The sequence below is a fragment of the Devosia sp. A449 genome (genome assembly GCF_054489375.1).
Genome location: NZ_JBTMWU010000009.1, coordinates 54,925 through 79,821, shown reverse-complemented (window position 1 = coordinate 79,821; position 24,897 = coordinate 54,925). Strand labels below are relative to the sequence as shown.

The following is a 24,897-nucleotide window of genomic DNA, read 5'->3' as shown; positions in this document are numbered from 1 at the left end:
ACAGGCGCTAGCCGGCAGCGCGTGGCTGCTGCTGGCCGGCCGCGCGGCGCAGGAAGCCATCGGCCGCGTTCAGCTTCACCTCGGCGGCGGCGGCGTCGAGCCCGGTCAGCGCCATCAGAATGGCCAGCTTCACATTATTGCGGCTCAACGCCAAATAGCGTTCCGCCTCTTCGCTGCTGCAGCCGGTTGCTTCCACCACAATGCGCGTGGCCCGCGCCGCCAGCTTCTCATTGCTGACCGACAGATCCACCATCAAATTCTCATAGCTCTTGCCGATGCGGATCATGCTGGCCGTGGTCAGCATGTTGAGCACCAGCTTCTGCGCCGTGCCGGATTTGAGGCGGGTCGAGCCGCTCAGGGCCTCGGGCCCCACCACCGGCGAAATCGCGATATCGGCGAGGCGGGCAATCACCGAGTCGGGATTGCAGGACAGCGCCACGGTGACGGCGCCGACGCTCTTGGCGTGATCGAGCCCGCCAATCACATAGGGGGTGCGGCCGCTGACGGCGATCCCCACCACCACATCCTTGGCTGAAACATTGATGGCTTCGAGGTCGCGCCGGCCTTCGTCGCGATCATCCTCGGCGCCTTCGATTGGATGGCGCAAGGCCGTGTCGCCGCCGGCGATCAACCCGATCACCATGCCCTCGGGCACGCCAAAAGTCGGCGGACATTCCGAAGCGTCGAGCACACCCAGCCGCCCGCTGGTGCCGGCGCCCATATAGATGAGCCGCCCGCCCGCCTTGAAGGCATCGACGATGCGATCGACCGCTGCGGCAATATTGGGGAGCACCGCGTTGACCGCCTCGGGCACCCTTGTATCCTCCGCATTCATCGCGGCCAGAATCTGCTGGGTCGACATGAGGTCGATCTGCGTGGTTTGGGGATTGCGCGCTTCGGAAACCAGATCGCCCAGTTCCGCCATCAGGGTGTGTTTTGCCATCGTGCCTTCACTCAAATCCGCTGAAATGCTAGAGGCGAATATTCCTTGTGTCAACGAAACGAGGAATATTGTATTCCAGTTCATGTCGACACGGTGCAGCATGGCGTGGCGGCCAATCGCAGCGCAGCGGCGGCGGTTTGGCAGCGCCAACTACGGAAGCAAGCATGTCCATTCTGAAGATCCTCGGTGCACAATTGGAGTCGATGACGCAGGCGGATCGCCAGATTGCGCAGTTCATCATCGACAATCCCGAACGCATGCTGACCCTGTCTTCGGCAGCATTGGCCGAGGCCACTGGCCGCAGTCAGTCCAGTGTGGTCAAGTTCAGCCAGAAGCTCGGCTATGCCGGTTATCAGCAGCTCAAGCTGGCGGTAAACAAGGCCAAGGCGCTGGAATGGCATTCGCCGGGTGGCGTCATTCACGGCACCATCGACGCCAGCGACAGCTATATGACCATCCTGCAGAAGCTGATCGGCAGCAAGCTGTTGTCGATGCGCGAGACGTCGTCGGCCAATGGCGAACACACCATCGATTTGGCGATTGATGCGCTGGTCAAGGCGCGAAGGGTCCAGCTGGCGGGCGTTGGCGCCTCCTCGCTGGTGGCCAAGGACTTTTCTTTCAAGCTGCTCAAGCTGGGCCGCACCGTGCTGCTCGACAACGATAGCCACATCCAGATTTCCAATGCGTCGGCGCTGAACGAAAACGACGTGCTGATGGCGCTGTCCCATTCCGGGCGGAGCCTCGAAATCCTGCGCATCGCCGAACTGGCCAAGCAGCGCGGCGCCACCATCATCTCGATCACCGGGTTGCAGCCCAATCCGCTGCTCGATCTGGCCGATATCAGCCTGTTCACCGTGGCCGATGAAGAGCGGGTGCGCTCCTCCGCCATAACCTCGCGCGACGCCCAGCTGATGCTGATGGACATGCTGTTCATCCTCCTGGTCCGACGCCAGCCCGATGCCTATGACTACATCCATCGCAGCGAGACCGCCGTCACCGTGTTGAAGGCCTGAAACCAGCCACGACAAGCTCCGTCTCTTAATTTTATATTCTTGACACTAAGAAGATTTGGAATTTAGTATTCCAACGTTGGCCCGACTTGGAGGGGTGTGCCGGCTTGCAGCGGCTTGCCTGCCCGCTGGACCTTGGAGGAGGCGTCTTGGCTCAACTATCGCTGCGCGGCATCAAGAAGCGCTTCAAGAACACCGAAGTGCTGCACGGCATCGACCTCGAAATCGGGGATCGCGAATTTGTCGTGTTTGTCGGCCCGTCCGGTTGCGGCAAGTCGACCCTGCTGCGGCTGATCGCCGGGCTCGATCCGATGAGCGAAGGCGAGTTCTTCCTCAACGGCAAGCGCATGAACGACGTACCGCCCTCGCGGCGCGGCATCGCCATGGTGTTCCAGTCCTATGCGCTCTACCCGCATATGGATGTTTACGAAAACATGGCCTTTGGCGCCCGCCTGATGGGGCTCGACAAGGCCGAGGTCGAACAGCGCATCGCCGACACCGCGCAGATGCTGCGCCTCGAACCGCTGTTGCAGCGCAAGCCGCGCGAACTCTCGGGCGGCCAGCGCCAGCGCGTCGCCATCGGCCGGGCACTGGTGCGCAAGCCGGATGTGTTCCTGCTCGATGAGCCGCTGTCCAATCTGGACGCCGCCTTGCGCTCCGATGTGCGGCTCGAAATCGCCCGCCTGCACCACGATATCGGCGGCACCATGATTTACGTGACCCATGATCAGGTCGAGGCCATGACCCTGGCCGACAAGATCGTGGTGATGAATGAAGGCCGCATCGAGCAGGTCGGCTCGCCGCGCCAGCTCTACGAAACCCCCGCCAACACCTTCGTCGCCACCTTCATCGGCTCGCCCCGCATGACCCTGCTCGACGTCGCCCGCGACGGTGACCGGCTGGCCATGCAAGGCGGCGGCGCGGTGGCCGTCGGCCCCATGCCCGAAGGCAATGCGTTCAAACTCGGCCTGCGCTCCGATGCGGTGAAGCTGGCCAGGGGCCACACCGATGAGGGCTTTGCCGGTCAGGTGGTTTACACCGAATATCTGGGCGACAACGCCTATGTCTATGTGCGGCTGACCGACGGCATTTTGCTGGCCGCGCGCACCGCCCCCAATGACAGCTTTCCGCCCGATGAACTGGTCACCGTCCGGGTGGAACCAGCATCGGCGCATTTCTTTTCCGCCGAGCATGGCCGGCGGCTGACGCCTTAAACGACTGCAACAGGGAGGAACCTTCATGAAGACCAATCTTATCCGCATCGGCGCGGCGCTCGGCGCCGTGCTCATCGCCGTCCCGGCACTGGCCCAGGACCTGACCTTCTGGAGCTGGCGCCAGGAAGACCGTGCTGCCTATGAGCAGTTCATCGACACCTTCGAAGCCGCCAATCCCGGCATCACGGTCAAGTTCGAGACCTTCGAGGCGACCAATTACAACACCATTCTGGCCACCGCCCTCGCCGGCGGCACCGGTCCCGACGTGGCCCAGGTCCGCGCCTATGGCGGCCTCGAAAACCTCGCCATTGGTGGCTATCTCGAGCCGCTGACCACCGAGATGATCCCAGCCCTCTCCGCCTTCGCGCCCACCGCGCTCGCCGCTGAAAGCATGCGCGAAGACGGCACGCTCTATGCCGTGCCCTTCGCCAGCCAGTCGCAGCTGGTGATCTACAACAAGGCCATTTTCGACGCCAATGGCCTCGCCGAGCCGCAGACCTGGGACGAACTGGTCGCCGCCAGCCAGAAGCTCAAGGATGCCGGCGTTATCCCCTTCGCCAACGGCACTGCGACCGCCTGGCAGAACGAGACCGTCACCTTCGGCCTCGGCTCCTCGCTGATGGGCCGGGACTTCTATGATGCGCTGATGGCCGGCGAAGCCGACTTCACCGATGAGCGCTTCACCTCGGCTCTGGGCGCGATCGCCAGCCTCGCCGCCGACTACTTCCCCGATGGCTTTATCGGCCTCGATTACCCCTCGGCCCAGCAGCTGTTCAGCTCGGGCATGGCCGGCATGTTTGTCGGCGGCTCCTATGAGCTGGCCACCTTCAAGGCGCAGAACCCCGATATCGAGCTCGGCATGTTCGCCTCTCCCGGCAGCGCCGCTGCCGATGAGAAGCTGGTGGCGATCTATTTCGACGGTGGCTACGCGGCCAATGCCGCCGGCGCCAACAAGGAAGCCTCGCTCAAGTTCCTCAACTATCTGGCCAGCACCGAATTCGGTCAGGCCATGGCCAATACGCTCAGCGCCGTCTCGGCCGTGCCGGGCGTCAGCTTCGACAGCCCGCTGCTGGCCGAGGTAAACGAACTCAACCAGCACTCCATTCCCTATCTGATGCTGGTGAATTTCCGCTATGGCGAGCCTTCCGGCTCGGTGCTGATCCAGGGCGAGATGCAGAAGCTGTTCTCCGGCGAGACCACGCCTGAGGCCATCGGCACGGCGATCACCGACGGGCTCGCTGCCTGGTACGCGCCGTTCAAGAAGTAAGCCACCACGCTTGCGCCCCTTCCCGCTTGCGGGAGGGGGCATCCCCGCCCCGACTGTCCAGCGAAGCGAACGCGACATGCCCCAATTACGGATGACCGGCCGTGGTCTGTGGATCACCGTGCTCATCGTGCCGCCACTGGCGTTTGTGGCGCTGTTCATCGTCTATCCGATCCTGTCGGCCTTCGCTTATGCCTTCTTCGACTGGCAGGGCCTGCGCCGCGGCGCCTTTGTCGGCCTCGAGAATTTCTCCACCGTCCTGTTCGTCGAGCCCTATCGCAGTTGGACCATCAATGCCTTCAGCCACAACATCACGGTGTTCGTAGCGCTGATGGTGCTGCAGAACGGGCTGGGCTTTCTGCTCGCCTATGCCCTGTGGCGCGAATTGCCCGGCGCCCGCTTTCACCGCATCGCCGTGTTCCTGCCCGTGGTGCTCTCCACCATCATCGTGGCCTATCTGTTCAAGCTGTTCCTCCATCCCCTGTTCGGCGCGGTCAATCTCAGCCTGCGCGGCATGGGGCTGGGCTGGCTGGCCCAACCCTGGCTGGGGCAGAGTTCCACCGCCCTGTGGTCGCTGATCGCCGCTCAGGCCTGGCACATGGTGGGTTTTCCCACCCTGGTGTTCCTCGCCGGCATGCAGCGCATCCCGGGGGAAATCCTCGACGCCGTGCGCATGGAAACCGAAAGCGAATGGGTCAAGATCACCAAAGTGGTCTGGCCGCTGGTCGCCCCCAGCGCCACCATCGTCTTCACCCTGCTGTTTGTCGGCGCCTTCAACTGGTTTGAGCTGCCCTACATCATGGCCGGGCTCGACGGCTCGCCCTTCGGCTCCACTGACGTGCTGGGGCTTTATTTTTACCGCACCGCCTTCGGCAACGTCTCGTCCGGCCAGCAGGATTTCGGGCTGGGCAGCGCGCTGGCCGTGCTGATCTTCATCTTCATCGCCGCCATTGCCAGCGTCATCACCGTCAGGTTGCGGGCCCGGGAGATTCAGCTGTGAGCGCCGCCGAAACTGCCTATTACGACCGCAAGGGTCCGTTCGCCGCGCTGGGCCGCGACGGGCTGCTGCAGATCATCCTGATCACCAATACCGTCATCATGCTGGCGCCCATCGTCATCATGGTATTCTCGGCCTTCAAGACCACGCCGCAGATTTTCCAGTCGCCCTTCTCCGTCCCTGATTTCACCCAGGTGGCGAACTTCATCAAAATCTGGACCCAGACCAATTTCCTGCGCTATCTGCTGAACTCGTTCTTCGTCACCGGCGCCTCGATGGTGCTGATCCTGACGCTGGGCACCATGGCCGCCTATGCCATCGGCCGCTATGCCTTCACCGGCGCCAGCTTCATCCTGATGTTCTTCCTCGCCGGGCTGACCCTGCCGCTCAAGCTGGCCATCATTCCGCTGTTCATGCTGATGCGGGACTTGTCGATCCTCAACAATCAGCTGTCGCTGATCTTCGTCTATACCGCCATGGGCCTGCCCTCGACGGTGTTCATCATGACCGGCTTCATCCGCACCCTGCCCAATGAGCTGGAGGACGCCGCCCGCATGGATGGCGCCAGCGAGGCCCGCATCATGTGGTCGATCATGCTGCCGCTGGTGCGGCCCGCCATGGTCATCGCCGCCATCCAGAACGTAGTGCCGATCTGGAACGATTTCTTCTTCCCGCTGGTCTTCATCCAGAATGATGACCTCAAAACCCTGCCGCAGGGCCTCACCACCTTCATGGGCGAATACACCACCGATTGGGGCGTGCTGTTCTCCGGCCTGACCCTGTCGGCCGCGCCCATCGTCATCCTCTATATCGTGCTGTCCAAGCAGTTCATCGCCGGCATGACCTCGGGTGCGGTGAAATGAAACTGCCACGCGGGCTGATCGTCTCCTGCCAGGCGCGGGCCGATAACCCGTTGCATGGCCCCGCCTTCATGGGCGCCATGGCGCTGGCCGCCCGCGATGGCGGCGCCGTCGCCATTCGCGCCAACGGCCCCGACGACATTGCTGCGGTCAAAGCCGCCGGCCTGCCGATCATCGGCATCCACAAGATCTTCTCCGACCGCTACCCGGTTTACATCACCCCCAACTTCGTCGCCGCCGAAGCCATCGTCGCGGCGGGCGCAGAGATCGTCGCTCTCGACTGCACCGCCCGCCCCCGCAATGGCGAAGCCCCCGAGCAACTGGTGTGCCGCATCCGCGACGAGCTGGGCGCGGAAGTGTTTGCCGATATTTCCACAATCGAAGAGGGTCTGGCCGCCGCCGATTACGGCGCGACCTATGTCGCCACCACGCTTTCGGGCTATACTGAGGCGACGCAACCCAAGCCACAGGAGCCCGATCTGGCCCTGCTCGAAGCTCTCGCCTCGCGCCTCTCCGTGCCGGTCATTGCCGAAGGCCGCTTCAACACGCCCGCTCTGGTGCGGCGGGCCTTCGACGCCGGCGCCCATGCCGTCGTCGTCGGCACCATGATCACCAATCCGCGCGAAATTACCCGTAGCTTCGTCACCGAAGGCGTCCCCCATTGAGTGCTCATCTGGGCATTGATGTCGGCGGCACCGCCAGCCGCTGGGTCGCCTGCGACGAAACTGGTGCAGTGCTGGCGCGCGGCCAGGCCGCTGGCGCGACCGGACACATCTTCAATCCGGTTGAAAAGGAACGCCTGCGGCTGGCGCTCGTCAGCATCGCCCAGGCGTTGGGCGCGGCCGGGCTGGCCACAACCAGCATCACCATCGGCCTGACCGGCTATGGCTCCGCCGTCGCCGCCGAGGTGGAAGCCCTGATCGCCGCCGTGTTTATGGCGGGACCCGGCTCCATCATCATCACCGATGATATCGTGCTGGCCTATATGGCCAATTTCGCGCCGGGCGAAGGCCATCTGATTTCCGCCGGTACCGGCTCCATTGGCCTGCATATCAGCGCCGACAGCAGTTTTGTCCGCGTCGGAGGCCGGGGCATTCTCATCGACGATGCCGGTTCGGGCAGCTGGATCGCGCTGCGGGCGCTGGACCTGCTCTACCGCGCGCAAGACCATAACGGCTCCTTTGACGTCGTCGCCACGCTGGCCCAGCATATGTTCAACGCCATCGGCGGGGCCGAATGGCACGCTGTGCGCCAGTTCATCTATGCCGGCGACCGCGGCCGCATCGGCACTCTCGCCGTCGCGGTTGCCCGCGCTGCCCATGACGGTGATCTGGTCGCCACGACAATCCTGCGCGACGCCGCCGCCGAACTGGCGCGTCTGGCCCAAGCCCTGATCGCCCGGGCCGGCCACCACCCCGTCGGCGTCATCGGCGGCGTGCTCAAACTGCATCCGCTGATCACCGAGGAAATTCAGCGCCTGCTGCCCGACGCCGATATCCGCCTGCTCAACGCCGACGCCGCCCTCGCCGCCGCCCAACTGCAAACCAGCAGCACCCCCGGTTGGCGGCAAGTGCTGGCCGCGCGAACATCGATCGGCTAGTCGCACAGGGGCCGGCATTTGGGCGACCCTGATCCCTCCCCACAAGAGAGGGCGACGATGGCACCGGCATCGCAACCTGCGCCTCCCTCCCCTTCGATGGGGAGGGAATGAGGGTGGGGTGGAGCCAAGCACACGGAGACAACATCGAACCACCGTGTCATCCCGGCCTTGAGCCGGGACCCATCCTGAGATGGCCGTAACGGTGTGATCGGGGGATGGGCCCCGGCTCAAGGCCGGGGTGACATCGTGGTTGGGGCAACGTCCACCCCCCCGCCATCCTTACATGTAGCGCACAAGGGTCTTGCTTCAAGGCCCCGCCCCTGGCGTAAAACCTCTGTCCGACCCCAACTGTGCGGAGCGACCCATGCCCAATCCCCAGCCTGCAATCATCATCGCCGGCGGCGGCCCGACCGGGCTGATGCTGGCGGGCGAACTGGCGCTGGCCGGCGTTACACCACTCATCATCGAGCGCCGCCCCAGTCAGAACCTCGCCGGCTCGCGCGCCGGGGGCCTCCATTCCCGAACCATCGAAATCCTCGACCAGCGCGGCATCGCCGAACGCTTTCTGGACGAGGGGCAAAAGGCGCAGGTCGCCGGCTTTGCCGGAGTGAAATTTGATATCAGCGACTTTCCCACCCGCCATCCCTATGGGCTCGGCCTATGGCAAAACCATATCGAACGCATTCTCGCCGGTTGGGTCAACGAGCTAAAGGTGCTGATTTACCATGGTGTTACGGTCACGAACTTCACCCAAGACGCCAGCGGCGTCGATGTAGTCCTCAGCGATGGCCGGGTGCTGCATGCGCAATATCTCGTCGGCTGCGACGGCGGGCGCAGCCTGATCCGCAAGACTGCCGGTATCGACTTCCCCGGCCTCGACCCGACCACCAGCAACCTCATCGCCCAGGTCGAGCTTGCTGAATTGCCACCGGCCTGGGGCACCACCCGCAACGCCTTCGGCGTCCATTCGCTGGGCCGGGTCGAGTACGAAATCCGCGATGGCGAGGTGATCTATGCCGACACGGGCCCAATCGGCGTCATGGTCACCGAAGAGCAGGTCGGCGCCAATGGCGACCCGACGCTGGACGATCTCCGCAAGGCAATGATCGCCGTCTATGGCACCGATTACGGCGTCCACAGCCCGATCTCGATCTCCCGCTTCACCGATATGGCGCGGCAGGCCGCCACCTACCGCCAGGGCCGGGTGTTGATTGCCGGCGACGCCGCCCATGTGCATCCGCCCGATGGCGGTCAGGGGCTGCAGACCGGGGTGCAGGACGCAGTCAATCTGGGCTGGAAGCTGGCGCAGGTGATCAAGGGCATTTCGCCCGACAGCCTGCTCGACACCTACCACGCCGAACGCCACCCCATTGGCGCCCGCGTGTTGCGCAATACCATCGCCGCCGTGGCGCTGCGCCGCGACGACGGCCGCACCAAGGCGCTGCGCGACACCGTGGCGGAATTGCTGGGCATGGACGAGCCGCGCCGCCACTTCGCCGCCATGCTGTCCGGGCTCGACATCCATTACGATTTCGGCCCTGGCCATCCCCTGCTCGGCCGTCGCATGCCCGATCTCGATCTGGTCACCACCAAAGGCCCGCTGCGCGTCTTCAGCCTGCTGCATCAGGCCCAACCGCTGCTGCTCAATTTCGGCGCACCCGGCGCGTTCGACATCACCCCATGGGCGGATCGGGTACAACTGCTCGACGCCCACTATGCCGGCCCATGGGACCTCCCGGACCTCGGCTCGATCCCCGCGCCCGCCGCCGTGCTGATCCGGCCCGACGGCTACGTCGCCTGGGTCGGGGACCAGAGCCAGCAGGGACTGACCGACGCCCTCACCACCTGGTTCGGCCCTCCCGCCCCGCCCTAAGTCGCAAAAAAAATTGCTCGGGCGTGTCGAGCCAGCCGGGAGCCATTCGTCTAGAATGGTACACGCTCGGAGGGGCAAAAATCATGGAACGACATTATGGCTGGGTCATCGTCGCCGCCGGGGCGCTGATCACCTGTGTGGCGGCGGGCTCGATGTTCGCGCTGCCGGTCTATCTGCAACCGATGGCCGACGACACCGGCTGGTCGCGCGCCGGCATTTCCGGGGCCATGACCATCGGCTTTATCGTCATGGGCTTTGCCGGTTTTTTCTGGGGCACGGTCAGCGACCGCATCGGCGCCCGCCCAGTGGTGCTGATCGCCTCGGGCCTGCTCGGCCTCGGCCTGTTCCTCGCCAGCCGCGCCACTGACCTGCTGCAATTTCAGTTCGCCTATGGCGGGTTGATCGGCGCCGCTGGCGGAGCCTTCTTCGCTCCGCTCATCGCCACAACTCTGGCCTGGTTCGACAAAAACCGCAGTCTGGCCGTTTCGCTGGTCTCGATCGGCGGCGGCGTCGCGCCGATGGTGATCACCCCCTTGGCCAGCGTGTTGATCGAAGCCTATGGCTGGCGCAGCGCCATGCTGATCATCGCCATCGCCGCCTGGATCATCCTGCTGCCCACCAGCCTGCTCATTCGCCGCGCCCCCATCCTGTTGGCGGCAGCGGCGCCGGTCGATGGCCCGCAGCCAAAAAAATCCTCAACCTGGTCGGCCCTGCGCACACCACAATTCGCAGTGCTCGCCGTGGTGTTCTTCCTCTGCTGTGGCGCGCATTCCGGCCCGATCTTCCACACCGTCAGCTACGCCATGATCTGCGGCGCCTCGGCCCTGGCCGCCGCCAGCATCTATAGCGTCGAAGGCGTCGCCGGCCTGTTCGGTCGGCTGGCGTTCGGCATCATGGGTGACAGGCTCGGCGTCAAGCGGGTGATCATCGGCGGCTTGCTGCTGCAGGCGGCCGGCATCTTCACCTATATCTACGTCACCCAGCTCACCGAGTTCTACATGCTCGCCGTGGTGCTCGGCATGGCCTATGGCGGCGTCATGCCGCTCTATGCGGTGTTGGCGCGCGAATATTTCGAGCCGCAGGTGATGGGCATGGTGCTGGGTGGCATCACCATGACCTCGAGCATCGGCATGGCGTTTGGCCCGCTCGGTGGCGGCTGGATTTTCGATACGTTTGGCGACTATCACTGGCTCTATATCAGCTCGGCCGCCATCGGCCTGGCCGCCGCCGCCATGGCTCTGGCCTTCCCGCCAGAAAACCGCAAGAAATCTGCCAGCATGCTGCCGGCGTGAGCTTGTCGTCAGGCGGGGCTGGCTTCGGTCGCCCCGCCATCGCCGTCGTCATCCCCGCCAGCATAAGCCGCTGACAATTCACGATAATACCGCGAGTTGAAGGCCAGAATGGTCAGCATCACCCCGAACAGGCCGGCGACGGTGAAAACCAGCGCAATGCCGCGATCCGGCCCGGTCCCGAACCAGCTGCCGATGGCATCAGCCCCCGCCCCGTCGGTCATAAACGGAATGACCACGAACTGCGTCAGCGGCCCAATCAGGAAGGCTGTCAGCGGCGAAGCGGACTGTTCCACCGATTGAGCGAAGCCGAATACCCGGCCCTGCCGCTCCAGCGGCACCACCTTTTGCAGCGTCGTATGTTCGGCCGCCTCGGCATAGGGCCCCAGCAGCATCCAGATAAAACAGCCGCCGGCCAGCAGCCAAATCGACGGCTGGATGGTGAAGACGCAGCACACGCCCCAGGTGATGAGGTTGACTAACAGCAGGGTACGCAAGGGATTTTTGCCCAGCCCGGTCTGCGAAATGATGATGCCGCTGGCGATGAAGGCCGTAGAAAGCACGCCGAACAACAGCCCCCAGACCTGCACCGAAACCAGCGACAGCCCATAGGCATCAAGCAGCGCCATGAAGATGCCGCCGAGAAAATTGTTCATGGTGGCGAAAAAGATCAACGCAAACAGCCCCGGCACCGCCGCGATCACCGCAATGGTGCCCTTGATATCAACAGTCTTGGGCGCCGCCGGCTCGCCCGGAACCGCGGCAGCGCGCTGCTCGTCAATCGTCACGAGATTGAGATGCAGAAAGGCCAGCAGACTCAGCGCCAGCGCCATCAGCAACACCGCCAACATGCCGCCATAAGCCACAAGGAAACCGCTGATAACCGAGGTCGTCAGAAACCCAATGCCGCTCACCATGCCCACCAACCCATTCGCCTTGTCGCGCCGATCCTCTGGAATCAGCACGGTCACCAGCGTCGGCAGCGCAATGGAGCGGATATTGCCGGCAATCACCCCGAGCATGATCAGCAGCACAAAGCCCCAGAGATAAAGGCCATAGGGATCGGTGAACGCCCCTTCCGGCTCCAGCAGCAGCACGATAAGCGCCAGGCCGTAGAAGCCGAAAGACACGACACTGGAGCCCATCATCACCAGCTTTTTGGGATTGTGATCGACAATGCTGCCGAGCCAGAAGCCAAAGCCGGCGGTGAACACCAGATAGAGCCCGGCAATCATGCCGGTGGCGAACACTGACTGAGTCTCGATGAACACCCAGAAGGTCACCGCGAACCACACGGTGAAATTGGTGATATTGGCGACCAGATTGTTGCCGAGGATGTGATAAAAAGTCTTGTTCATGACGTCACCTGCACCTCGCGCGGGGCGTTAAATTATGGGTTTGCGGCCCATTTCTCAAGTAACGATTGACCGTGACGAATCCTGTCAGCAGCTCGGTTTTCCTGCCGCAACCATGCTAGCGTGGCCCTCATGAACATCCTCTATGTCATGGCCGCCGAGGCCGAATATGGGCCGCATCTGCGGGCCCGGATTACGCCGCTGATGACCGGCATCGGCCCGGTGGAAGCCGCCGTGGCGGTGACGCGGGCGCTGGCCGAACGGCAGGATGCCCTGCCCGGACTGGTGGTCTCACTCGGCTCGGCTGGCTCGCGTAGTCTGGAACAATGCGGCGTCTATCAGGCCAGCAGCGTCAGCTATCGCGACATGGATGCATCGGCGCTGGGCTTCCCCAAGGGCCAGACGCCCTTCCTCGATCTCCCGGCCGTGCTGCCGCTGCGAACCATCCCGGGCCTCGCCACAGCCACGCTGTCGACCGGCGCCAATATCGTTTCCGGCGCTGCCTATGACGCGATCGAGGCCGAGATGGTGGATATGGAAACCTATGCCGTGCTGCGCGCCTGCCAGAGCTTTGGCGTGCCGCTGCTGGCGTTGCGCGGCATTTCCGATGGCGCAGAAGAACTCGGCCATGTCGGCGACTGGACGCAATATCTGCACATTATCGATGAGAAGCTGGCGGCGGCGGTCGATGTGATCGAGGCGCTCAGCGCCTAGTTGCCGCTGGCCTTTTTGTCGCGGCGAGCGCGGCGCCAGGTGGTCCATTTGCGGGTGCCGCGGACGATGGCCAGATTGACGGGTCCCTGCAGGAACACCAGATCGATCGCCAGCAGCAGCAGGCCCAGCGGCAGCATCCAGATGCCCAGCACCGGCAGGAAGCTGAAAATGCCGCCCAAAATCAACAGGATGCTCAGTGGGATACGAACCCAGCGCGCGCCGGGACGGCGGACGCGTTCGAGCAGGCGGGCGGCGAAATCGGGTATGCGGCGTTGCAGGCGGTCAAACTGCCGGTTGAGGCGGTCGTGGCTCTTGGCTGCCATAGTCGGATCCCCTCGGACGGAACTGTTCCACCCACTATCTGGGCATAAGACATATAGTAGCCAAGAGGAATGCGGTTACTTTTTCGTGCAAACGGGTAAATCGCCCCAGATAGCGGGCTGGGGGAACCTCCGGCCCGGCGCCGAGTTGAGCCACTACACACTCAACTTACCGGAGCGAGCCGATGGCCACCGCCGCCAAACGAACCCTCAAGACCGTCGAAGACGCCAGCGAAAACATGTCCGATGCACTGCATGACCAGGTTGCGAATTTGCGTAAGGAAATCGCCGCAATCTCTTCTGCTGTCAGCGAATATAGTGGCGGCGCGCTGGACGATGTACAGCACAACGCCGTGGCCATCGCCAAGGAAGTGCGTCACCAGGGCGCCGTGGTTGCCAAGCAGGTCGGCCGCCAGGCCAATGCTGCCGGCAAGGCGGTGCAGGAAAACCCGGTGCCGGCCCTCGTCGCGCTCGGCGTCATCGCCCTGCTCTCGACGCTGATCTTCACGCGCCACTGAGCTTTGTCGTTTCATTAACCCTTCGACGCAGGCCTTCCTTAAGTCTGTTGGGGCATTTTCGGTCAAACTTGCACAAAAGCAACAGACCGGAGATGCCCCATGGCGCGTTCCCAAACAGCCATATTGCGTTTCGCCGCTTTTGCCGTCGCGGTGACCAGCCTGGGTGGCTGCAGTTTCCTGGGCCTCAATTTCGGCATGGCGCAGCTCAGCGAAAAAGAATGCCTGATGCGCGCGATGTATTTCGAGTCCAACCGCTCCAGTTCCGAGGGCATGCTTGCCGTCGGAACCGTGGTGATGAACCGGGTCCATGACGGCCGCTACCCCAGATCAGTCTGCGGTGTGGTGGGGCAGAAAAACCAGTTCGCCCAAGGCGTACTCACGCGCAAGATGACCGATAGCGGCGCGGTTTTGGCGGCGCAGACCGCCGACCAGGTGCTGCGTGGCGCGCGGCATCCCGGCGTGCAGAATGCCCAGCATTTCCACACCGCCGGCCTGCGCTTCCCCTACAACAATATGTATTACGTGCTCGAAGCTGGCGGCAACGAGTTCTACGAAAAGCGCACTCCCGGAACATTCTGAGGTCCCGGCAGGAAGCCTAGAAATCGCCGCCGAGATCGAAGTCGCCACCGTCGAAACCGTCGCCACCGGCGTCAATATCCTGCTGATCGTCAGCGCCGCCACTGTCCGGCTCCCCGGCCTGCGCCTCGCCGCCCAGCATGCCGACAATGGCGCTGCCCAGCAGCATGCCACCGGTGACGCCAAGCGCGGTCTGTGCCGCGCCCGCGAGAAAGCCGCCGCCCTGCCCGCGCCGGTCAGCATAATCCTGCGGCCCACGATCCCATGGTCCACGGCGGGCCGGCCGACGCGGAGGCACGTCGCCGCCGAACAGGCTGTCGAGAAAACCGCCGCCTGAGCCGGCGCGCTGGCCAGCCTCAAGCTCCTGAATGCGCTCCTGCGCCTGCCGCAATGCCTCTTCCTGCACCAGAATGGTCTGGGCCATGTAATAGGGTGCGGGCGGAAATTCGCGCAATCGCTGCTGGATCAGCGCTTCGGCATCCCGATCACGCGGCTGGCTATTGCGCGCCACATCTTCGATGCGGTTGAACAGGCTGTCGATCGCCTGCTGGTCTTGCTGGTTCGGCATGGGCCCACTCCTGAGCGACGGATGATGGGGAATAAGTGGGTAGCAAGGCCAATCGTTGCAATGTTGATCGCCCCATTGGACTTTGCCTCAGAAAAGCCACGGCTTGGCCAAAACTTCGCCAGGACTCGCAGTGTAACGAGACCGTGATTGGCCGCATAAGTGGCCGAGACCACAGGGATATTCTCAATGACCACCAAGATCCTGCTGCCGCTGGCTGCCGTTGCCCTCCTGACTCTGGCTGCCTGCAGCGACTCCAACGCCCCTGCAGCGCCCGCAGCGACGACCGAAACCGCCCCGGTGGCAGCGCCCGCCGCAGCGGCAGCACCCGCTGTCGAAGCCGTTCCGGCCGCGCCGGCGATGGCACCCGCTGCCGCTCCTGCCGCAGCCCCTGCTGCCGATGCCACCACGGTGACCCCGGAGCAGGCGATGCAGGCTGTGCAGGCCCAGGCCGCCACCATGACCGATGCGCAGAAGGCCGAAACCATTGCTGCTGCCCGCAAGGCCGCTGAAGATGCCGCCAAGGCGCAGGGCCTGACGGCCGAGCAGATCACCCAGGCCGGCGACATGGCTGAGCAGGCCGCCAAGCAGATGCTCGGCGTCCAGTAAGCCCGACACTGCCGACCAATCCGGCCCCGCGATTCGTCGCGGGGCCGGTTCCGGCTATTTCTGCGTGCTGACCCGCAACACATAGCCGATGACGATGGCCACGGCCTCGTAGAGTTCAAGCGGAATGGTGTCGTCGATTTCGACGCCGCTCAGCGCCTCGGCCAACACTGGATTGGCCTCGATCACCACGCCATTTTCCTCCGCCAGTCCGACAATGCGGTCGGCGAGCAACCCACGCCCCTTGGCGATGACACGCGGCGCGTCCCGCGTCCCCTTTTCATATTGTAGCGCCACAGCCAGCGCGCGTGGTTTGCGGTCATCGCTCATGTGCGCGAATCCACGAAATGGCCTGAGGGCGCAGGCGGCGGCGCGGGTGGTGCGCCGTGGCGGACGATGACGGCGCTGGGGTTGAGACCGGCCGCCATGAGCCCGTCGCGCAACAGCGCCAGATCCGCCTCCAGCGCCGCCGAGGTTTGAGGCTCGGTGGCCCACAGCATCACGCCGGTGGCCCCCGCCCGCAGTGAAACCTGCGCACCCACTTCTCCCATGCCCGGCAGGTTCAGCGCGAAGCGCAATTGCCAGCCACGCTCGCCGCCTTCGGCACCCTCGTTGTTTTGGTCGCGGTGAATCTGGATCTGCATCAGCGTCTGCTGGGGGCCGACGAGTACCGGCAGGTCCATGCTCCAATCGCCTGTCCGGCCCAACGGCTCGGGCAGCGAGGCATGCTGATGCAGCCGCACCCGCGCCAGCGCTGAATCCGTGCGCTCCAGCAATTGCTTGCCGATCGCTTCGGGCCCGTCTTCGGGATCGAGGGGCGGCGGCTCGTTGGCCCGGGCGCGCGGCACGCTGCCTTTTAGCGGCGGCGCGATATGGGCGACGGGCGTCACCGGCGCCTGCTGGCCCAACCAGGTCGTCAGCGTCTGCCGCAAGGCCAGCAGCGCCGACTTCATGTCGGCCTGCGGCAGCGGCGCCTGCCCGCGCGCCAGCGCAGCCTCCTGAAACACGCCCGAGCTGCGCACCGCATTTTGCAAGCTTGCGCCGTCGAACTTGACGCCGTCGATGGCGACCCGCCCGGCCAAGACCTGCTGCGCCGCCCGCAACACCGGCTCCGGCAGCACGACCCGGCCGGCAATGGCCGTCAGCGCCGCCGTCAGATTGGTCACCGCGCCCTGCCGCGGCACGGAAGCCTGTACCATCTGGGCCAGCGCCGCCTGTGGGGTCGCCGGCTGGGCCGGAGGCGGTTGATTGAAAAGGCCGCCCCCGGTCATGGCAGGGGCTACCGGCTGGATGCCACCGGGTATGGGCTGCGCGGCTGGCGGCGTGGCGGGCGCCGTGGTCGCAACAGCGGTTGCAGCCGGGTTGGTCGACACCATCGCTGGCGAGGCCGGGGCATAAGGCGTCGCTGGCAGTACTGCTGGCTGACCGGGCTGCGCTGCCGCCGGGCTGGTCGGTTGCGCGGCGAGTGGTACAGGCTGTGGCGACGGCACGATCTGTGGCGGTGCCGACGCTGGGGACATCGGCAGGGGACTAGCCGGTTGCGGCACTGGCGGGCTGGCTGTGGCGGGCGCTGGGCTGGGCGTTACGGCGGCTGCCGGCTGCAGCGCGAGGCGCAATTGCGTGCCGCTGCCCTGCACCTCAAAGGTCAGGGTCTGCCCGGCCTGCACCACCATCGGCAGCAGCAGGTTCAGCATTTGCCCGCGGATTTCCACCCGGGTGCCGCCATTCGGCGCTGCGCCGACAATTCTCGCATCGATCAATTGCCCGGCCTGCAAGGCCAGGGCCTGCAGCGCCCCGGTGCGAGCGGCAGTCACCAGTTGGGGAAGTTGGGAAGGGATCGACATGCGTTCCAACCCTCGACCGCCCTATGCGGCCTGCCCACTCTAGCAGGTGGGACGATTCCCGCTATCGGCGTTCAGTCGGGCCGGACGTCGGTATAATCCTTGGTGGCCGGCTTGCCGCGGAAGGTCACCCAGAAGAAATTCAGCGTGTAGGTGCCCGCCGTGCGGAACACACCTTCCTTCTCCAGCCGGCGGCCGGAGGTGTTCATCTTGAGGGCAAAGGTGAATTTGACCTTGCCCACCTTGGACAGGCGCACGGCGACATCGGTGTCTTCGCCGAAAAACTGGATCGAGCGGTCATAGCCGCCCACCTGCGCCCAGGCGGCGCGCTTGAAGACGAAATTGCCACCCTGCACCACCGAGCCGACGCGCAAAATATAGCGATTGAGCACGTAGATCAGCCAGGTCAGGCCGTAGAACATATTCACCAGGAACCGGCTCCAAGCGCTCATGTCGTAATAGACATAGGGGCCGCTGAGGCACACCAGCTTGGGATCGCGCTGGAATTCGGTCAGCACGGTGTCGAGCCAGCCGGCCGGCACCATGGTGTCGCTGTCGATATTGGCGACCAGCTCAAAACCTTCGCTGGCGGCAAAGCCGGCGTCGCGGGCATTGACCAGACCCTTTTTGGGCTCATCCACCACGCGGACACTGGGGAAGCTGCGGGCGATTTCGCCGGTGCGGTCCGTGGAAGCATTGTTGACGACAATGATCTCGGCATCGGCCCCGGAGCGCGCGATTTCGGCCACCACCGAGTCGAGGCATTTGCCGATCAGCGCCTCTTCATTATAGGCGGGTATGACGAAGGCCAGTTTCATTGCTGCCTCTGGGCTAAGGGGGCGGCGCGGCGCGCCGCGATGCGCTGCCAATAGCCGCTGACTGCGGCAACGGCAACAGAGCAGCGCGCTTTTCCCGGGGCAAGCCCCGGCTCGCCTCAGCCGATATAGTCGCGCTTGCCAATCGGCACGCCGGCATGACGCAGAATGGCGTAGGCCGTAGTGACGTGGAAGAAGAAGTTCGGCAGTGCCCGCTCGGTCAGATAGGTCTGGCCCGACATGGTCACGTCCTTGCCGCCCAGCTTGAGCGTCACTTGCCGCTCGTTGCCGCCCTCAAGGTCTTCCGGCTTGATCGTCGCCAGCAGGTCGAGCGCCTTCTGGATACGGGCGCGGAGTTGATCGAAACTCTCTTCGGTATCCGGCCAGGACGGGATTTCGCGGCCAGCCAGGCGCGACACGCAGCCCTTGACGTGGTCGGTGGCGATCATCACTTGCCCGCGAAACGGGATCATGTCCGCCGCCAGCCGCATATTGGACAGCACCATGGTGTCGACCTTGCGCTCGCCCGCATTGGCTTCGGCCTTGTCCATGATGGCCAGCAGATTGGTCAGCATGCGCGTGAAGATCGGCACGGTCATGCCGTAGACAGAAATGCTCATCGCAAAGTCACCTTGATTGTCCGGCCCCGAACGGGAACAACTCTTCTTGCGCCCGCATTGGAGGGCTGGCAAGGCAGTTCGGTATGGGTATGAAAAAAGACAAGGTGGCCGAGACGACGCCGGAAAAATCGACCGGGTTTCAGCGGCTGAGATCGACCTTGCGGCTGCTCTATCACAGTCAGTCGCCCAAGGCGCAGCGCTTCCAGCGCTCGGTGATGGTCGTCGATCTGGCCATCATTTTGTTTTTCATCGCCACGCCCCTACTGCGTGACAACACGTCGTTCCTCTGGATCGACTACTCCATTGCCGGCGTGTTGATCATCGACATGGTGGCGCGCGCGCTGGCCTCGACCGATATTTTGCGCTGGCTGCGGCAACCGCCGATCATCATCGACCTGTTCATCCTCGCCACGCTGCTGGCGCCGACCTGGCTGTTCAATCTGGGGTTCCTCCGCATTCTGCGGCTGTGGACGCTGACCCGCACGTCCACCTTCTGGCGGCCGCTGCGCAAGCGCGGTCTGGCGCGGTACCAGGATGCGGTGCAGGCGGTAATCAACCTGCTGGTGTTCCTGTTTGTGGTCACCGGCTTCGTCTATACCGCCTTCGCCAATCGCGGTAACGACGCTATCGCCAGCTATGTCGACGCGCTGTATTTCACCGTGACCACCGTTACCACCACCGGCTATGGCGACCTGACCCTGCCCGGCACTGGCGGCAAGCTGGCCTCCATTGCCATCATGATCATCGGCATTTCGCTGTTCGTGCGGCTGGCGCAGTCGATCTTCCGCCCGGCCAAGGTGCATTTCCCCTGCCCGCAATGCGGCTTGCAAAAGCATGAGCCGGACGCCGTCCACTGCAAGGCCTGCGGACATCTGCTGAATATTCCCGACCACGGCGAGGGCTAGCTGGGCCGCACTACCGCCAGCCGCACACGGAAGCAGGCGCCCGGCAAGGCTCCCTGCACCAGATCGAGCGAGCCATTCATGCGGCTGACGATCTGCCGGGAAATGGCGAGGCCCAGCCCGGCTCCGCCCTGGTCCGCCACGCCGCCGGGTCCACGCCAGAATTTTTCAAAGATCAGCTTGCGTTCGCTCTTGGCGATGCCCGGTCCATTATCGGAAATTTCGACCACGTAATTGCCGGCGCGGACCGAAGTGGCGATGCGCATTTTGGGCTCGTCGGTGTCGTTGTATTTCACCGCATTGGAAATCAGATTGATGAAGACCTGACATAGCCGGTCCGCATCGCCCTTCACCATGGTCCGGCGGGCTCGTTCGCCCAGTTCAACCTTCATGCCGCGCTGCCGCAGCAGGGCCTCGCACACTGCCAGGGCCCGGTCGAGCGCCGCGCCGGCATCGGTCGGGCTATTGTCCCAGGTGCGCTCACCGCGTTCCAGCGCCGACAGATCGAGGATCTCATCGAGCAGCTTGGTCAGCCGCAGGCTTTCCTGGTGAATGGTCGAGACGAAGTGGTGACGCTGGGCGTCGTCGATCTCGCCGGCATCGAGCAAAATTTCCGAGAAGGAGCGGATGGAGGTCATCGGGGTGCGCACTTCGTGGCTCACCTGGCTGAGGAATTCATCTTTCTGGCTATCCAGCTCGCGCAGCTGGAAGTTGGCATCTTCCAGTTGCTGGGCGGTGGAGCGCAATTCGGCCGAGGTTTTTTCCAGCTGCTGGGAATATTCGATGACCTGCTGGGTCTCGTCGGCCATCTGCATCATTTCTTCCAGCGACACCTCGCTGCCCGACACCACTTTGGACAGCATGACGTGCGCCGACGCCGCGCCGATGGAGCCGGCCAGTTCACGCTCCAGCCTGCCAATGAATTCGGGCGAGGGCTCCAGCATGTCGGGGTCGACGCCGCTATCGCGCGCCTCGGTCTGGAACAAGGCCGCGGCGCGACGGTCGCCCAGCACGCGTTCAGCGACGAAGAACAGATCATTGGCGGTGGCCGAGCCACGCACGAAATTGCCGCGCGTCGCCTGACCCCGCTTGAACACATCGACGAAGACGCTGGCCTGAATCCGCTCCAGTGCTGACTGACTGGTCAGCAGCGACACCACGGTCAGCGTCAACACGTTGATCGACAGGCTCCAGAACGCGGCATGGGCGAGGGAATCGACGTCGTTGAGCCCGAACATGGCCTCGGGGCGCAGCCAGGAAATCCCCCACGGCCCCTCGCTGAGTAGCAAGGCGACCTGTGGCGACACCGATTCGAAGGAGGGCAGGAAACTGCACCACACCCAGAACACGAAGCCGGCGGCGATGGCTGCAGTGGCGGCCTTGAGCGAGGCCTCGCGCCAGAACAAGGCAGCGATGACCGCCGGAAAGAACTGGGCGATGGCGGTGAAGGAAATCAGCCCGATCGGCGCCAGCGCGTTGGAATCGCGGGTGAAGAAGAAATAGAAAAACCCGAGCGACAGGATCAGCACGATGGAAAAGCGCCGGGCGATCAGCACCATGCTGGTCACGCCCTGCCCGTCGCCACCGCCGCCCGAGCTGAAACGCAGGATCAGCGGCATGATGATGTGGTTGGACACCATGATCGACAGCGCGATCGACTCGAGGATGATCATCGAGGTCGCCGACGAGAAGCCGCCGATAAAGGCGAACAGCGCCAGCGCGTCCTGCCCGAATGCCATCGGCAGAGTCAGGGCGAACATGTCGGGGTTGGAGCCAGCCGGCATGGTGGTCATGCCGAACACCGCAATCGGCAGGATGAACAGGCTCATCAGCAGCATATAGGCGGGGAAGGCCCAGCTGGCGACGCGCAGATGGTTCTCGTCGGAATTTTCGACCACGGTGACCTGAAACTGGCGCGGCAGGCAGACAATGGCGGCAATGGAGAGACCCAAAGTGGTCAGCCAGCGGGCGTCAAACGTGTTCCTGGAGTCGACTTCGATGCCGATCTCGGCCGCACGGCTAAAGATATTTTCAAAGCCGCCGCCGACAAACACGACAAATATGCCCACCGCCAGCAACGCCGTCAGCTTTACAACAGCCTCGAAGGCAATGGCGGCGACGACGCCGTGATGCTGTTCCTTGGCGTCGATATGGCGGGTGCCGAACAGGATGGTGAACAGGGCCATTGCGGCCGCGACGCCAAAGGCCAGTCCCACATCGTCAATCCCGGCGAGGCTCCCTTGGCCGAATTCGGACGAACCGGCCACGGCCTGGATCGAGGAGGTCACGGCCTTGAGCTGCAGCGCGATATAGGGGGCAATACCGATGACCGCGATGCAGGTGATCAGCACGGCCAGCCGGTTGGATTTGCCGAAGCGCGACGAAAGCAGGTCGGCTACCGAGGTGATGCGCTGTAAATGGCTGATCCGCACCAACCGGCGCAGCAGGAACCACCAGCCGACGAACACCAGCGTCGGCCCCAGATAGATGGTGACGAACTCCAACCCACTGCGCGCCGCATTGCCCACGGCGCCATAAAACGTCCAGCTGGTGCAATAAACCGAGATGGACAGCGTGTAGACCGCCGGCGAGTGCAGGAAGGATTTGGTGTGAGTGCGGGCGCGGCGGTCGCCGAAATAGGCCAGCACGAACAGCAGCCCGACATAGCCAACCGCCGTGGCGATGACGAAATCGGCCGACAGCATCAGTGCTCACCCTTGCCCGGGTCGGAGCCATGCTCGTCCGGCGGCAGGGCATGGGCTAGCAATGCCGTGCCGACGACCAGCAGCAGCCAGACGACGAAGAGGTAGAAAACGATCTGCGGAATGCCGAAATGGGAAACGGGGTGGCTGAACACATAGACCATGGGCGGCAGCATCAGCACTGCGCCGAGCACTGTCAGCAGCAGCATGCCGCCAGTGAGCCTACGCCGGTCCGCCATGCTCGCCCAGTAATTGCCGTACCGCGCCGACCACATCGGCATTGGCATAGGGCTTGGTGACGAACACGTCCGCCCCGAACTCCTCGGCAATGCGGCGATCCTGCTGCTGGCCCTTGGCCGTCAGGATCAGCACCCGCAGGCTGCGGGTATCGGCATCAGCACGGATCTGCTTGAGCACCTCGAAGCCGCTGCGCTTGGGCAGCATGACGTCGAGCACCAGCACGCGCGGCCGCAGGCGTCGAACGGCTTCCAGCGCCGCGTCGCCATCGGTTACGGCGCTGATGGACCAGCCCGCACGCCGCAGGATGAAGTCGAGCGATTCAAGAATGCTCGGTTCGTCCTCGGCAATGAGTACATCGAGTGCCAAATTTCCCCCTTGGCTACCCACGGTCTCCCCTCCGCGAGTTCCGGCACTAAAGCCTAATCACGACGGATCGCCAAGGCCGAAATCCGCAGGTAGCAGCGGCGCACGGATTTCGGCGCCATTTCCGCCCGGCGACAGGGCCTCTTCCTGCCGGCTGGCGCAGTCGCGGCGGGTGCAAAGCCGACAGCTCGGTCCCACCGGAATATCGGCCGACAGGTCCGACAGGTCGAGCCCGGAGCCGTAGATCGTTCGGTCGGCATGCAGCACGTCGCAGGCCAGCATGACCGAAGACAGCGTCGGCTGCCGGTGGAAGGAGCCGGCCCGCTGCTGCACCGTGCGCCCGAGAAACATATAACGCGAGCCATCGGAGAAGCGCACCACTTGCCGCAGCATGGTATCAGGCACGCGAAACGCTCCATAAATTGCCCAGAGCGGGCAGGCATGGCCGCTATTGGGCAGCAGCAGTCCCGGCAAGGGGAAATGCTTGGTCAGCCGCCCTGCCGGGTCGGAGCGCAGGAAGCCGAAGGGTATACCTTCCTCGCCCGGCCGCCGCAGCGTGACCAGCCTGTGCGCCACCTGCTCGAAGCTGGCGTTATACACCTGGCGCAAATGGTCGATGTCATAGGCCGAGGCCTCGACCTCCTCCAGCATGCGCCCATAGGGAAACACCATGGCCCCGGCCAGATAGGAGCCAACGGCCCGCGAGGCGAGCCGCCGCGCGGTCGGGGTCGATAGGGTGGCGCTTTCCAGCACCTGCGCGATGGCGTCGGCGGCCGCCAGCTCGCCATAGAGCCGCGCCAGCTGGAATTGTCGTGTCGCCAGCGTCGACGCCCCATGGAACCACATCACCCGGCGCGATGGATCAAACCGGTATTGCCCGGGATAGTCCGGCTCGGTAGGCGGGCCGCCCATCACCACGGTCACGCCGAATTTTTCGCCCAGCAGACTGGCCAGCGTGGCAATGCCGAATGGCCCTGCCCGCTCGATTTCAACGCGTAAGCCATCGGCTACCCGTTCGAGTTCAGGGAAATGGTTCTCCTGCTCGATGATCAGATCATCGATCTCGCGCGCCGGCGAAACGCTGCTGCGGCTGCGGCTTGAGGTTTCGAACTGGCCGATCAAATTGCGCGCCACATCAGCCAGCGTCCGCGTTTCACGGCCGATGGCCGCGAGAAACTGCCGCCGCTCGGCCTCGTCCAGATCGCCCACATCCTCGAGAATTTCGGCGCTGGAGCGCACCGCGGTGATGCCCGACAGGATCTGATGCAGCAACTGGCTCAGCAGCGGGTCCGAGCGCAACCGGTCGGCATAGGCGTCGGCGCTGGCAATGGCATCGCCATAGGCCCGGTGCAGCCGCGCCAAGGCTGTGGCGCTGGCTGGGTATTGCGCCACCAGCTCGCGGCGCTCATCCGGGCGGAATGGCAGCGACTCTAGCATGGGGTCGGCAAAGGCCTCTTCGAGGTCCTGCAGCAGCTTTTGCTCGGACCGGCCGGCCAGCTCATCGATATCAATATTCAGCTTGGCGGCGACCCGGTTCAGCAAAGCGCCGGCAATATCGCGTTTATTGTTCTCGATCAGATTGAGATAGCTGGGCGAAATACCAATCATTCTGGCCAGCGCGGCCTGCGAAATCTTGAGTGATTTCCGCCGGTTGCTGATGCGAAACCCTATTGGCGCCCGCATGTTGATCTCCCCCTCGCCCGGCGCCCT

At 64.0% G+C, this 24,897-nt stretch carries 25 protein-coding genes and 1 pseudogene; 14 read left to right on the top strand and 12 right to left on the bottom strand.

Going from position 1 to position 24,897, the window contains the following annotated elements:
- Nucleotides 1–7: 7 nt before the first annotated feature.
- Entirely contained in the window at nt 8–943 is a 936-nt protein-coding gene (gene murQ, locus ACX3OW_RS19495; protein WP_459097456.1) for an N-acetylmuramic acid 6-phosphate etherase, read from the bottom strand.
- 164 nt (nt 944–1,107) lie between these two features.
- Between murQ and ACX3OW_RS19490 the strand changes: the two genes are divergently transcribed.
- The 9 genes from ACX3OW_RS19490 to ACX3OW_RS19450 all read left to right on the top strand — a co-directional run bounded on the left by ACX3OW_RS19490 (nt 1,108) and on the right by ACX3OW_RS19450 (nt 11,053).
- Nucleotides 1,108–1,956, top strand: coding sequence for a MurR/RpiR family transcriptional regulator (locus ACX3OW_RS19490; protein ID WP_459097455.1), 849 nt, complete (start codon nt 1,108–1,110; stop codon nt 1,954–1,956).
- 146 nt (nt 1,957–2,102) lie between these two features.
- Entirely contained in the window at nt 2,103–3,167 is a 1,065-nt protein-coding gene (locus tag ACX3OW_RS19485; protein WP_459097454.1) for an ABC transporter ATP-binding protein, read from the top strand.
- A 25-nt stretch (nt 3,168–3,192) separates the two neighbouring features.
- Complete coding sequence (locus ACX3OW_RS19480; RefSeq protein WP_459097453.1) at nt 3,193–4,434, top strand: extracellular solute-binding protein; 1,242 nt, start codon at nt 3,193–3,195, stop codon at nt 4,432–4,434.
- Between the two features lie 76 nt (nt 4,435–4,510).
- Complete coding sequence (locus ACX3OW_RS19475) at nt 4,511–5,431, top strand: carbohydrate ABC transporter permease (protein WP_459097452.1); 921 nt, start codon at nt 4,511–4,513, stop codon at nt 5,429–5,431.
- Nucleotides 5,428–6,291 (top strand): carbohydrate ABC transporter permease, encoded by an 864-nt coding sequence (locus tag ACX3OW_RS19470; protein WP_459097451.1) that lies wholly within the window; start codon nt 5,428–5,430, stop codon nt 6,289–6,291. Before ACX3OW_RS19475 ends, ACX3OW_RS19470 begins: the two co-directional genes overlap by 4 nt.
- Entirely contained in the window at nt 6,288–6,953 is a 666-nt protein-coding gene (locus ACX3OW_RS19465; RefSeq protein WP_459097450.1) for an N-acetylmannosamine-6-phosphate 2-epimerase, read from the top strand. The genes ACX3OW_RS19470 and ACX3OW_RS19465 overlap by 4 nt, the downstream gene beginning before the upstream one ends.
- The gene (locus ACX3OW_RS19460; RefSeq protein ID WP_459097449.1) at nt 6,950–7,888 is read left to right on the top strand and encodes an N-acetylglucosamine kinase; all 939 of its coding nucleotides are present in this window, start codon (nt 6,950–6,952) and stop codon (nt 7,886–7,888) included. The genes ACX3OW_RS19465 and ACX3OW_RS19460 overlap by 4 nt, the downstream gene beginning before the upstream one ends.
- A 364-nt stretch (nt 7,889–8,252) precedes the next feature.
- Entirely contained in the window at nt 8,253–9,761 is a 1,509-nt protein-coding gene (locus tag ACX3OW_RS19455) for an FAD-dependent monooxygenase (RefSeq protein WP_459097448.1), read from the top strand.
- 83 nt (nt 9,762–9,844) lie between these two features.
- On the top strand, nt 9,845–11,053 hold the full coding sequence (locus tag ACX3OW_RS19450; RefSeq protein ID WP_459097447.1) for an MFS transporter: 1,209 nt from the start codon (nt 9,845–9,847) through the stop codon (nt 11,051–11,053).
- A gap of 8 nt (nt 11,054–11,061) precedes the next feature.
- On the opposite strand, the gene ACX3OW_RS19445 is transcribed toward ACX3OW_RS19450, so the two are convergent.
- The gene (locus tag ACX3OW_RS19445; RefSeq protein WP_459097446.1) at nt 11,062–12,408 is read right to left on the bottom strand and encodes an MFS transporter; all 1,347 of its coding nucleotides are present in this window, start codon (nt 12,406–12,408) and stop codon (nt 11,062–11,064) included.
- An 81-nt stretch (nt 12,409–12,489) separates the two neighbouring features.
- On the opposite strand from ACX3OW_RS19445, the gene ACX3OW_RS19440 reads away from it, so the two are divergent.
- Nucleotides 12,490–13,119, top strand: coding sequence for a 5'-methylthioadenosine/S-adenosylhomocysteine nucleosidase (locus ACX3OW_RS19440; RefSeq protein WP_459097526.1), 630 nt, complete (start codon nt 12,490–12,492; stop codon nt 13,117–13,119).
- On the opposite strand, the gene ACX3OW_RS19435 is transcribed toward ACX3OW_RS19440, so the two are convergent.
- Nucleotides 13,116–13,442 carry a hypothetical protein gene (locus ACX3OW_RS19435; RefSeq protein WP_459097445.1) on the bottom strand — a complete coding sequence of 109 codons (327 nt, stop codon included), beginning with the start codon at nt 13,440–13,442 and terminating at the stop codon, nt 13,116–13,118. The two genes, ACX3OW_RS19440 and ACX3OW_RS19435, sit on opposite strands and share 4 nt — an antisense overlap.
- 182 nt (nt 13,443–13,624) lie before the next feature.
- Here ACX3OW_RS19435 and ACX3OW_RS19430 point away from each other — a divergent pair, with 182 nt between their 5' ends.
- Together ACX3OW_RS19430 and ACX3OW_RS19425 are read left to right on the top strand one after the other, a co-directional pair.
- On the top strand, nt 13,625–13,957 hold the full coding sequence (locus tag ACX3OW_RS19430; RefSeq protein ID WP_459097444.1) for a hypothetical protein: 333 nt from the start codon (nt 13,625–13,627) through the stop codon (nt 13,955–13,957).
- 210 nt (nt 13,958–14,167) lie between these two features.
- Nucleotides 14,168–14,521: pseudogene (locus ACX3OW_RS19425) on the top strand (cell wall hydrolase); the annotation flags it as partial.
- 31 nt (nt 14,522–14,552) lie between these two features.
- Here the strand turns inward: ACX3OW_RS19425 and ACX3OW_RS19420 are convergent.
- Complete coding sequence (locus tag ACX3OW_RS19420; protein ID WP_459097443.1) at nt 14,553–15,101, bottom strand: DUF2076 domain-containing protein; 549 nt, start codon at nt 15,099–15,101, stop codon at nt 14,553–14,555.
- 186 nt (nt 15,102–15,287) lie between these two features.
- On the opposite strand from ACX3OW_RS19420, the gene ACX3OW_RS19415 reads away from it, so the two are divergent.
- Nucleotides 15,288–15,707, top strand: coding sequence for a hypothetical protein (locus tag ACX3OW_RS19415; protein WP_459097442.1), 420 nt, complete (start codon nt 15,288–15,290; stop codon nt 15,705–15,707).
- Between the two features lie 54 nt (nt 15,708–15,761).
- Here ACX3OW_RS19415 and ACX3OW_RS19410 read toward each other — a convergent pair whose 3' ends face one another.
- The 4 genes from ACX3OW_RS19410 to ACX3OW_RS19395 form a co-directional block, all read right to left on the bottom strand.
- Nucleotides 15,762–16,034, bottom strand: coding sequence for an EscU/YscU/HrcU family type III secretion system export apparatus switch protein (locus tag ACX3OW_RS19410; protein ID WP_459097441.1), 273 nt, complete (start codon nt 16,032–16,034; stop codon nt 15,762–15,764).
- A complete protein-coding gene (gene fliK, locus ACX3OW_RS19405) occupies nt 16,031–17,548 on the bottom strand; it encodes a flagellar hook-length control protein FliK (RefSeq protein WP_459097440.1) in 1,518 nt (505 codons plus the stop codon). The genes ACX3OW_RS19410 and fliK overlap by 4 nt, the downstream gene beginning before the upstream one ends.
- A gap of 71 nt (nt 17,549–17,619) precedes the next feature.
- The gene (locus tag ACX3OW_RS19400; protein WP_459097439.1) at nt 17,620–18,363 is read right to left on the bottom strand and encodes a glycosyltransferase family 2 protein; all 744 of its coding nucleotides are present in this window, start codon (nt 18,361–18,363) and stop codon (nt 17,620–17,622) included.
- Nucleotides 18,364–18,479: 116 nt separating this feature from the next.
- Nucleotides 18,480–18,980, bottom strand: coding sequence for a DUF1993 domain-containing protein (locus ACX3OW_RS19395; RefSeq protein WP_459097438.1), 501 nt, complete (start codon nt 18,978–18,980; stop codon nt 18,480–18,482).
- An 89-nt stretch (nt 18,981–19,069) separates the two neighbouring features.
- Here ACX3OW_RS19395 and ACX3OW_RS19390 point away from each other — a divergent pair, with 89 nt between their 5' ends.
- Nucleotides 19,070–19,885: an ion channel gene (locus ACX3OW_RS19390; protein WP_459097525.1), complete on the top strand. Its 816-nt coding sequence runs from the start codon at nt 19,070–19,072 to the stop codon at nt 19,883–19,885.
- Here ACX3OW_RS19390 and ACX3OW_RS19385 read toward each other — a convergent pair.
- From ACX3OW_RS19385 to ACX3OW_RS19370, 4 genes are read right to left on the bottom strand one after another with little or no spacing between them, the layout of a single operon-like run.
- On the bottom strand, nt 19,882–22,587 hold the full coding sequence (locus tag ACX3OW_RS19385) for an ATP-binding protein (RefSeq protein ID WP_459097437.1): 2,706 nt from the start codon (nt 22,585–22,587) through the stop codon (nt 19,882–19,884). The two genes, ACX3OW_RS19390 and ACX3OW_RS19385, sit on opposite strands and share 4 nt — an antisense overlap.
- Complete coding sequence (locus ACX3OW_RS19380; protein ID WP_459097436.1) at nt 22,587–22,793, bottom strand: hypothetical protein; 207 nt, start codon at nt 22,791–22,793, stop codon at nt 22,587–22,589. Before ACX3OW_RS19380 ends, ACX3OW_RS19385 begins: the two co-directional genes overlap by 1 nt.
- 13 nt (nt 22,794–22,806) lie before the next feature.
- Nucleotides 22,807–23,190, bottom strand: coding sequence for a response regulator transcription factor (locus tag ACX3OW_RS19375; RefSeq protein WP_459097435.1), 384 nt, complete (start codon nt 23,188–23,190; stop codon nt 22,807–22,809).
- 57 nt (nt 23,191–23,247) lie between these two features.
- The gene (locus ACX3OW_RS19370) at nt 23,248–24,870 is read right to left on the bottom strand and encodes a helix-turn-helix domain-containing protein (protein ID WP_459097434.1); all 1,623 of its coding nucleotides are present in this window, start codon (nt 24,868–24,870) and stop codon (nt 23,248–23,250) included.
- Nucleotides 24,871–24,897 lie beyond the last annotated feature (27 nt).

What these genes read in the sequence shown, in the direction of transcription:
- ACX3OW_RS19465 (WP_459097450.1), top strand. Translation starts at nt 6,288, where the DNA reads ATGAAACTGCCACGCGGGCTGATCGTCTCCTGCCAGGCGCGGGCCGAT.
- ACX3OW_RS19380 (WP_459097436.1), bottom strand. Translation starts at nt 22,793, where the DNA reads ATGCTGCTGCTGACAGTGCTCGGCGCAGTGCTGATGCTGCCGCCCATG.
- ACX3OW_RS19400 (WP_459097439.1), bottom strand. Translation starts at nt 18,363, where the DNA reads ATGAAACTGGCCTTCGTCATACCCGCCTATAATGAAGAGGCGCTGATC.
- murQ (WP_459097456.1), bottom strand. Translation starts at nt 943, where the DNA reads ATGGCAAAACACACCCTGATGGCGGAACTGGGCGATCTGGTTTCCGAA.
- ACX3OW_RS19385 (WP_459097437.1), bottom strand. Translation starts at nt 22,587, where the DNA reads ATGCTGTCGGCCGATTTCGTCATCGCCACGGCGGTTGGCTATGTCGGG.
- ACX3OW_RS19420 (WP_459097443.1), bottom strand. Translation starts at nt 15,101, where the DNA reads ATGCCGAACCAGCAAGACCAGCAGGCGATCGACAGCCTGTTCAACCGC.
- ACX3OW_RS19390 (WP_459097525.1), top strand. Translation starts at nt 19,070, where the DNA reads ATGAAAAAAGACAAGGTGGCCGAGACGACGCCGGAAAAATCGACCGGG.
- ACX3OW_RS19395 (WP_459097438.1), bottom strand. Translation starts at nt 18,980, where the DNA reads ATGAGCATTTCTGTCTACGGCATGACCGTGCCGATCTTCACGCGCATG.
- ACX3OW_RS19415 (WP_459097442.1), top strand. Translation starts at nt 15,288, where the DNA reads ATGACCACCAAGATCCTGCTGCCGCTGGCTGCCGTTGCCCTCCTGACT.
- ACX3OW_RS19435 (WP_459097445.1), bottom strand. Translation starts at nt 13,442, where the DNA reads ATGGCAGCCAAGAGCCACGACCGCCTCAACCGGCAGTTTGACCGCCTG.
- fliK (WP_459097440.1), bottom strand. Translation starts at nt 17,548, where the DNA reads ATGTCGATCCCTTCCCAACTTCCCCAACTGGTGACTGCCGCTCGCACC.
- ACX3OW_RS19430 (WP_459097444.1), top strand. Translation starts at nt 13,625, where the DNA reads ATGGCCACCGCCGCCAAACGAACCCTCAAGACCGTCGAAGACGCCAGC.
- ACX3OW_RS19370 (WP_459097434.1), bottom strand. Translation starts at nt 24,870, where the DNA reads ATGCGGGCGCCAATAGGGTTTCGCATCAGCAACCGGCGGAAATCACTC.
- ACX3OW_RS19480 (WP_459097453.1), top strand. Translation starts at nt 3,193, where the DNA reads ATGAAGACCAATCTTATCCGCATCGGCGCGGCGCTCGGCGCCGTGCTC.
- ACX3OW_RS19410 (WP_459097441.1), bottom strand. Translation starts at nt 16,034, where the DNA reads ATGAGCGATGACCGCAAACCACGCGCGCTGGCTGTGGCGCTACAATAT.
- ACX3OW_RS19475 (WP_459097452.1), top strand. Translation starts at nt 4,511, where the DNA reads ATGCCCCAATTACGGATGACCGGCCGTGGTCTGTGGATCACCGTGCTC.
- ACX3OW_RS19450 (WP_459097447.1), top strand. Translation starts at nt 9,845, where the DNA reads ATGGAACGACATTATGGCTGGGTCATCGTCGCCGCCGGGGCGCTGATC.
- ACX3OW_RS19445 (WP_459097446.1), bottom strand. Translation starts at nt 12,408, where the DNA reads ATGAACAAGACTTTTTATCACATCCTCGGCAACAATCTGGTCGCCAAT.
- ACX3OW_RS19490 (WP_459097455.1), top strand. Translation starts at nt 1,108, where the DNA reads ATGTCCATTCTGAAGATCCTCGGTGCACAATTGGAGTCGATGACGCAG.
- ACX3OW_RS19455 (WP_459097448.1), top strand. Translation starts at nt 8,253, where the DNA reads ATGCCCAATCCCCAGCCTGCAATCATCATCGCCGGCGGCGGCCCGACC.